6 protein-coding genes are annotated in these 6,000 nt (G+C 63.8%); 2 read left to right on the top strand and 4 right to left on the bottom strand.

Going from position 1 to position 6,000, the window contains the following annotated elements; all coding sequences use genetic code 11:
* Nucleotides 1–205: 205 nt before the first annotated feature.
* The 3 genes from LFM09_RS48145 to LFM09_RS48135 form a co-directional block, all read right to left on the bottom strand.
* Nucleotides 206–343 carry a hypothetical protein gene (locus LFM09_RS48145; protein WP_414103373.1) on the bottom strand — a complete coding sequence of 46 codons (138 nt, stop codon included), beginning with the start codon at nucleotides 341–343 and terminating at the stop codon, nucleotides 206–208.
* A 250-nt stretch (nucleotides 344–593) separates the two neighbouring features.
* Nucleotides 594–866: a hypothetical protein gene (locus LFM09_RS48140; RefSeq protein WP_414103372.1), complete on the bottom strand. Its 273-nt coding sequence runs from the start codon at nucleotides 864–866 to the stop codon at nucleotides 594–596.
* Between the two features lie 150 nt (nucleotides 867–1,016).
* Nucleotides 1,017–2,147, bottom strand: a complete 1,131-nt coding sequence (locus tag LFM09_RS48135) for an MFS transporter (RefSeq protein WP_414103374.1) — start codon at nucleotides 2,145–2,147, stop codon at nucleotides 1,017–1,019.
* Nucleotides 2,148–3,144: 997 nt separating this feature from the next.
* Between LFM09_RS48135 and LFM09_RS48130 the strand changes: the two genes are divergently transcribed.
* The gene (locus LFM09_RS48130) at nucleotides 3,145–3,675 is read left to right on the top strand and encodes a sigma-70 family RNA polymerase sigma factor (protein WP_414103371.1); all 531 of its coding nucleotides are present in this window, start codon (nucleotides 3,145–3,147) and stop codon (nucleotides 3,673–3,675) included.
* 114 nt (nucleotides 3,676–3,789) lie between these two features.
* Nucleotides 3,790–5,124, top strand: a complete 1,335-nt coding sequence (locus LFM09_RS48125) for a ferric reductase-like transmembrane domain-containing protein (protein WP_414103370.1) — start codon at nucleotides 3,790–3,792, stop codon at nucleotides 5,122–5,124.
* Nucleotides 5,125–5,188: 64 nt separating this feature from the next.
* Here LFM09_RS48125 and LFM09_RS48120 read toward each other — a convergent pair whose 3' ends face one another.
* Complete coding sequence (locus tag LFM09_RS48120) at nucleotides 5,189–5,992, bottom strand: esterase/lipase family protein (protein ID WP_414103369.1); 804 nt, start codon at nucleotides 5,990–5,992, stop codon at nucleotides 5,189–5,191.
* Between the last annotated feature and the right edge of the window lie 8 nt (nucleotides 5,993–6,000).

The following is a 6,000-nucleotide window of genomic DNA, read 5'->3' as shown; positions in this document are numbered from 1 at the left end:
CCCGAGGTCGATCGCAGTCACGCCGACACCCCCTTGATCACGTCACCGAGCGCCTGAAGCAAGGTGGTGCACTCGTTGCAGTTCAGAACCTGATGAGCACTACCACGTTGTCTGGTCTAGGTAGCGTGGCAAGGCCGTGCGTGAGGACATGGTCACCTGGGCGAGGTGTCTGACACCTTTGTGCCATCGTTCATGTGGCGCCGAATCAGTTTTGGTACCTGCCCGTGTCGTCCAGCATTACCCACGGGATGAGGAGTTCGCGTTGGACGCCATGAGAATCGCAGCAGAAGAAGTCGTTCGCGAGGACCTCCACGCGGTCGACGTGGTCGCCTTCGACATCCATGACGTTCTCGGTGGCACCGTTACGTGGGACTCGTACTACGAGTCTCAGTTGCGGGGTAGTCGATGCACGCGTGGTTCAGTGACGTTCCCAACCTCGCTGTCGGCAGAGGTTCCAGAAAGTCCGATGTAGACTTCAGTGGACGGATCGCTGCACTGACAGTCGGCCTGCGGCACGCAGATTGCGGTTCACGTGTTGGGCGTGACGACCGAACTGCGGAGTTTGACCAAGCCTTCGGCCTGGTTCGCGCCTGTCATGCGGGCTTCGACTCGTGGGCGAGGACGGACGCACCGAGGAGCGTCAGACGCGCGCGAGTGAACGTTCCCACGGCGGCCGGCACAACGGGCTCGATGAGTCCAGCGTGTGCCAAGTGTCGTGCGGCCGATTGGTCGCACGATGCCATACCGTCGATGAACAGGTCTGGTTCGCAACTGTGGGACATCTGCGCGCGTCCGGCGGCCACTGCGCGCAGGAGAGCCATTTCGCGGTTGGACAGGCATTTCATCAGATGCACGGCGTCGGTCATGGCGATCATCTCGAATCGGGGAGACCAAGTGATGTTTCCTCGATGAGACGCCACATGCTCCACGGTGGCCAGCTCGGCAGCGATTGCTTCCCCTGTGTAGGGTGGTTCGATGCCCTTCCGGTCAGCACAACAGTTGCTGACAGGAATTGATCACCGTCGCCTCAGCAACAGCGGGATCGATGTTGCGAGCAGGATCGCTGGCACCGCGAATCCGGCTAGCGGGACCAATGAATAGAGCGGAGCGAACGCAACCGGGGCGGCAGCTCCGCCTGCGTTGCGCAGAGCCTGGACCACGGACACTTCCCCGGCGTGGTTGACGCCCTTGTCCTTCAACGACATCGTGCTCAGCGACACCGTCACCCACTGCGCGGCCATTCCGGCGAGGGACCAAGCTGCGGCCATCGTGACCGGGGACGGCAGGATTCCGGCGAACACTACCAACAGCGCGCCGCAGATCGAACCCGCCACGGCGGCGCCTGCCGCGCCCAGTCGGTCGACGAGCCGCCCGACGAACGAGCCGCCGAGAAGTGCGCAAAGCCCAAAACCGGTCAGCACCAGCCCCCTCAGTGCCGGGCCAAGGTTGAAGACGTCTTCCGCGCGCAGTGCCACCATGAATGCAAGGCCGCCGATGCAGGCCTTGCTGATCAGCGATGACAACCCGATCCTGAGCACCGCCGGCCGCAGCGCGGAACGCAGTGTCACCGGTTGTGCCCCGCGGTCAGGCCTGCTGGGCATGGGGACAGGGCTGAGTGCCAACGCGATCGCGAGTACGGCGGTCACCGCGAACGCGATGCGCCAGCTCGCCTCAGCGGCCAAGCCGCCAACGATCGGGGCGAAGGTGACTGCTGCGGCTTGGGTCGAGGCGAAGCGCGCCATGGTGCGGCCGAGTCGATCCTCACGTGTTGTGGCAGCAAGCGCGACCACTAGAAGCGGTGAGAAGAACGCGGTCGCGAGCCCTTGTAGGAACCGTCCGGCGATGAACACCTCGAACGACTTGCTGACCACGCAGACGACCGTCGCCGCAGCGAAGATCAGGTATGCAACACGGGTGGTGCGTGCGGCGCCCCACCGGGTGGCCAACGTGCCGGACCACAGCAACAGCACTGAGGCGGGAACCAGGAAAGCGGTGAGGCCGTACGCGGCTGTAGCGCTTGACACCCCATATGTCCGGCCGACCTCCGGCAGCATCGCCGAGGGGAGATTTCCTGCGAAGAGACCGATGAATCCCCCACAGTGCAGAGCCACTGTCGCAGAGTTTGTTACCTTTGCTGCGCTGATCATCCCGCTCCTCCTTCCATGCCGGGCGGTCGGTCGATGCCGACCTGCGAAGCTAATTCCGGTATGAGGATGCGCGAACATCGAGTGGCCTGATGTGCACCGACGGGCAGCCTCTGGTTTCCGTTGAGGGAACGTTGAGGTTCTCGCCACAGGTTGACCACGTGGAGCCCGCAGCGCGGGCACAGGTTCTGCTCCAGCCTGGCCGATCGCACGAGAGGATAAGATCATGTTGCCGCAGGGTTCCTGTTAGCTCATCCCCGACAGGGGTCATGCTGTGCAAAAGGGTGATCAGCGTCGTGCGGGCACGAGTGGCACTCACGGGCGACCTGGGCTGCGTCGAGGGGCAAGCGGTCCGATCATGTGGACAGCGTCGCCGCGCTCAGGAAGCGCGATGAATCCGGTGTGACGCCTCTATGCGGTCGTCGATCGGTGCGCGCTGATGGATTTCGGCCGCGCTCTCGGTGTTGGACGGGATGACCAACGCGCCAGACCACAGTGGACAGAATCGTCACCGGGACTCTCAGTCAACCCGGCCGACGTGCCGGTCGCATCAGCCGGTCATTCACATCCGGCAGCAGGTGGAGCTCGCTCGGCCGGTTCATCGAGGGTTTCGTCGCGAACGTGGACGTACGGATAGGGCGCGTTGCCCGTGAGACACGTCCGCGTCGAGGCGCGTTGCGGTCCGTCGTGGACGGATGGTCAGCAGTCGCGACAGTGGTCGATGTGGAGAGGACAGTTGTGGGGGAGCGTGCACTGCGATGGGTGGTGCGGGTGACGACTACGTCTCGTTCGGAGATGGAACGAGTGAGGTCACGCAGCGTGCAGCGAGCGACACAGTTGGTTGCGGTCTTCGGTTGAGGCATCGGAGGCGAGGAGAAGAAGGGCGGTTTCGCCGGGCAATGAGTGCATTTGGTCGACCGAACGGTGCAAGGCGCAAGGACGGAAGTTCAGTCTGTTGACTGGAAGTCCAGCGAACCAACTCCCACGCAAGGGGGACGAGATGAGATCGCCCACCACGGCACGGGACGAGGCCCTTGTGCGGTCGCTGTACCAGTCGCACGGCAGGGCGCTGCTGGCGTACGTGACGCGCATGTCCGGTGGTGACTGGGCTACGGCCGAAGACGTGGTGCAGGAGACCCTTCTTCGTGCGTGGAGGCATCCCGAAGGTATCCGCGATCGCGAGGCCCCAGTGCGCGCCTGGTTGTTCACAATCGCCCGCAACATCTTCATCGACAGGATGCGCGCGAAGTCCAAGCGCCCTCAGGAGGTCTCGGCTTCCTATGATCAGGAACCCAGCGAGTGCGACCGCACCGACCGCGTGCTCAACTCCATCGTTGTGTCCGACGCGTTGAACCGACTTTCGCCTGAGCACCGCGAAGTTCTGTTCGAGACCTACCTGCGCGGCCGTACCATCGTGAACGCGGCCAGCGTGCTGGGGATCCGTGAGGGCACGGCCAAGTCGAGGTCGTACTACGCGATAAGCACACTGCGTGAACTGCTGTCCGGGCAGGAGAACCTCGTGCAGGAATGACGTCAGTCAAGGAACGAACGACGCGTGCTGGAAGGCTGTTCGCTCCGGGTACTCCTGCGGTGCCGTGTCTTCAGACGCCAGCCTCGACAACACCACTACGTGAAGGGTGATCACGTGAAAACGAACTCGCGCATCCGGCAGGACGGCATGGCTCCCGTCGTCCAAGCGCGGCTGATGCTGTGGACGTTCGTCGTCATCAACCTGGTGATCGTCGAGTTCCTGTTCCTGACTGCGGGCGAGGGTAAGAACGAGGTCCTCACCGTTGCCAAGTTCTTTGGCCTGCACGCGGCGTTGTTCCTGCTGTTCCAGCTGTTTCTGGTGGCACGGTTGCCCTGGTTGGACCGGCGCATCGGCATGGATCGCTTGACGGTGTGGCACCGGTGGGTCGGCTTTGTCCTGCTGTGGACAGTGGCCGCGCACGCCATGATCGTCGTGCTCGGATACGCGACCTTGGACGACGCGTCCGTGACCGCGACGTTCCTAGCCCTGGCCGGGGTTCCCGCTTCGCTGATCGGAATGTTCGCGGCCACGATCATTGTGATGATCGGGGTTTCTTCGACGCGGTTCGCCCGGCGGCGTCTGCAATACGAGACATGGCACGGACTGCACTTGTTGTTGTACGTGGCGCTCGGACTTGCCTTTGCACACCAGTTGCTGGAGACCACGACGTTCGCCTCTTCTGCCTTCGCCATGACCTACTGGTGGGCCCTGTGGCTGTTCGCCTTCGGCTCATTGGTCGTCGGGCGAGTCGCGGTGCCGCTGATGCGCAATCGTCGGCACCAGTTCCGGGTCGCGGCTGTCGTACCGGAGTCGCCCACTGTGGTGTCGGTGTACGTCACTGGTCGAGAGCTCCACAGGCTGCCAGCCGATGCCGGCCAGTTTTGCATCTGGCGGTTCCCTGGGCACAACCACTGGTGGCTGGCGAACCCGTTCTCGCTGTCCGCCGCGCCCGACGGACGCGCTCTGCGGCTGACCGCCAAGGCTGTCGGCAAGACGAGCGCGAGTCTGCGCAACCTGCGAGTTGGAGCCCGCGTGTTCGTGGAAGGGCCATACGGGGCGTTCACATCACTGCACAGAACCCGGCCGGGGGTACTGCTGATCGCGGGCGGCGTCGGGATCACACCCGTCCGAGCCCTGTTGCAGGAGCGCACACCTGGCGACTTCGTCGTGCTCTACCGGGTGCGCGACGAGCATGACGCCGTGCTGCTCGACGAGTTGCGACAACTAATCGAGGCCCGCCGCGGACGGTTGCACCTGCTCACCGGGCGGACCAGCATGGGGGCTAGGCCTTTCGAACCGGAGGCATTGCATCAGCTGGTGCCCGACATCGTTGCACGCGACGTGTACGTGTGCGGTCCGCCTGCGATGACCACGACCGTGCTGAGTGGACTTCGTCGGCTGAGAGTGCCGAAGGCTCAGATACATGCCGAGAAGTTCGGCTTGGCCTGACGACATCAGTGCGCCAATGGAACGGTAGGACCCATGACGGCCAACGCGGACCTCGTAGCCCGAGTCAACTTGCGGCGAGTTCTTTGTCGTGAGGCTGCCTCAGCATTCCCACTAGTTCGTCTACGAGAGCCAGGAGGCTCTCGGGAGCCCAGAGCAATGCACCGTGAGCTGTGTCGACTTCACGGTGCCGCGCAGCGGGGTCGAGGCAGCTCCGCCAGTCGACAATGCTGTCGCGTCGCGAGTAGACGCTGGTGAACGGAATCTGTTCGGGGAGGGCTCCGACGAGCTCTGCCCGGAACCTTTGACAGCAGGAACCCCATCCGCACGAGGTGCGCATCAGGCCTGGCACACCGAGCGAACCGGCGATAGCGATCACGGACAGGTGTGCGAACAGCCACGGGTTGACGCCCAGTTGCCGGGTCAGCGGGCTGCCCAGGGTGATCAGTCCACCAGCCAGATCAGGACGCCGCGCCGCGAGCACTCGTCCGATCTGCCCTCCTCGACTGTGCCCGACGATGATCGCAGGCCTTCCAGTGGCGTCCACCAGTCGCAAGAGCGTGCTCTCGCTGCGCCGCACTATCGCTTCACTGCAATCCAGGCCAAGCCCGGTGGGAGCAAGCACGCAGCGGAAGTTGAGCCTGAGCAGCACGTCGTGCAGAGGCGCCAGCAGTTGCCCGGTGCTGCACATCCCTCCGATCAGGAGAAGCGGTTGCCCGAGCGCGTCGACGGGTGGGTCAGTCCACAGCGGATGTTTTCTGATCTCCGCGCGCTGCACGAATGCCTGGACCTCGTGCCATACCGGGAGGTGCAACTTGTTCGCAGCGCGATGAACGAGTGAGCGCGGTACGACAGCCCTGAACTGGTCCACCAGATGCC

The sequence above is a fragment of the Lentzea alba genome (assembly GCF_047445655.1).
GTDB classification, from domain to species: Bacteria; Actinomycetota; Actinomycetes; order Mycobacteriales; family Pseudonocardiaceae; genus Lentzea; species Lentzea alba_A.
Note: the sequence above shows the minus strand (reverse complement) of the source record. Positions and strands in the feature narration are given on the sequence as shown.